The sequence below is a fragment of the Endozoicomonas sp. YOMI1 genome, from assembly GCF_024606345.1.
In the GTDB taxonomy this organism is placed as follows: domain Bacteria; phylum Pseudomonadota; class Gammaproteobacteria; order Pseudomonadales; family Endozoicomonadaceae; genus Endozoicomonas.
In genome coordinates, this window is the sequence record NZ_JAHHPM010000591.1 from 1 (window position 1) to 1,882 (window position 1,882).

Here is a 1,882-nt window from a genome sequence, read left to right on the forward strand (position 1 = left end):
TGAATAGGACGATGATCCCGCCCCAATACCGGCATTTGCATCATCTTCCATGGTTAATACTGTGCATTCCACCGCTGTCGTGTCGGTAACCGTTGAATTGGTCGATGATCCCGCCCCAATACCGGCATGTGCAAAATCTTCGCGGGTTGACACTGTGCAGTTCACCGCTGTCGTGTCGGTAACCGTTGATTTGGTCGATGATCCCGCCCCAATACCGGCATCTGCAAAATCTTCGCGGGTTGACACTGTGCAGTTCACCGCTGTCGTGTCGGTAACATTTGAATTGGACGATAATCCCGCCCCAATACCGGCATTTGCATAATTACCGGAGGTTTCCACCCTGCAGTTTTTTGCTTTTGTGTCGGTAACATTTGAATTGGACGATGATCCCGCCCCAATACCGGCACCTGCATAATTACCGGAGGTTGTCACCCTGCAGTTCACCGCAGTCGTTTTAGTAACAGTTCCTCCGTTAGCTTCGCCCACGACAATGCCTGCGTGTGCCTTTTCACCGGAGGTTGTCACATTGCAGTTCTCCGCATTTGTGTTAGTAACAGTTCCTCCGGTAGCTCTGCCCACGACAATGCCTGCGTATGCTTTTTCACCCCTGGTTTCAAGGTAAGCACGTTCAACGTGAATATTGCTGATCGTGGCGCTGCCTAACATTTGACAAGCCACTGCCCCGGCTGAATCCGTTGAGTTTATATTGGCATCACTAAGGGCCAGGTTGACGATACGGCCCTGAAGTTTTTTTACCAGGCACTTCGAAAAGTTGCCAATAGTATGACCATTACCGTACAACTCGCCGGTGAATGGATTGTTTTCAGAGCCAATGGACTGGGACAATCGGCTACCGTCGATATTATTGGTCAGCCGATATTTTTTCCCGCATGATTTCACATCATGATGGCAAATCTCGCCCAGTTTCTCGGCATTTGGCACATCAATCCAAGAGTCAGTATCAGGGCTGGATGGTGCTGCCGCACCGACAGCGGACAGGCCGACCAGAGCCCCCAGTGCCAGGGGCGTGTTTGGCAACTGGCCAGCCCGGAGCGTTGCGGTGGCGGATTTATCATGTTTCTGTGAGGCTTTTCTGGTTTTGTCTTTCGTGTTTTCCAAAGTCTCGTCCGGTGTATTTTTCCTGTGTGTGCCAGGCTCAGGTATCGAACCGCCGCAAGCATTGAACGCATTCAGCTGATCGCTGGCAAACCGGCCCACAACCGCCAGGTTGGCAAGATAGCTCAGCAGACTATTGATTTCTGAAGGCAGGCCGGAATAAGCTGCTATCGCCCGTCCTGCCAGTGCAGTGAACTGCTGGAAATTATTGGTCTGGCCAACAACGCCCCAAAGATCAATGCCAACAGCAGAGTCCGCAACATCCTGCACTGGCAGTTGGCTATTGAGTGGATCATAGAAGGGGTGCAGTGACCGAACAAATGCACTGGCCCCCGATTGGATCACCTCCCACCCTCTCCATCGACCCTCCGGTTCTGTAGTGGGGGTTGTTACAGGTTGCGGGTCGATGGCCATGCCTGCCGGGTTTACGCCTGATTGCCGTATCAAAATCATTACCTCATGATAAAGTTGTTTACGGAGATATTAATCCATTGTCTTATAGGGCAAACACAAAGAAGCAAATAGGTCAGTGATGTTTGAGTATTTCTGACACGCAACTGTTTTTTTCTACATCGGTAAAAGCGTTAAATAGGGAGTGATAACAGTAGCCAGTTTTATGGCAGTGGTAAGAATAGTTTGAATTACATGGGGCTTTTTTTGCTATGAAAATGCAATTCCCGGACAGCCTTCTAGTACACGGTTTCAATGTATTTGATGGGTTCCATCTATCATTGACCTCCAAACTCCGTTCGTCCTGAGCGGAGTC

1 protein-coding gene is annotated in these 1,882 nt (G+C 50.1%); it reads right to left on the reverse strand.

Annotation, left to right across the window (positions count from 1 at the left end; all coding sequences use genetic code 11):
* The coding region (locus tag KDK15_RS20575) for a ZmpA/ZmpB/ZmpC family metallo-endopeptidase-related protein (RefSeq protein WP_257297275.1) at positions 1-1,563 on the reverse strand (1,563 nt) is incomplete at its 3' end.
* Between the last annotated feature and the right edge of the window lie 319 nt (positions 1,564-1,882).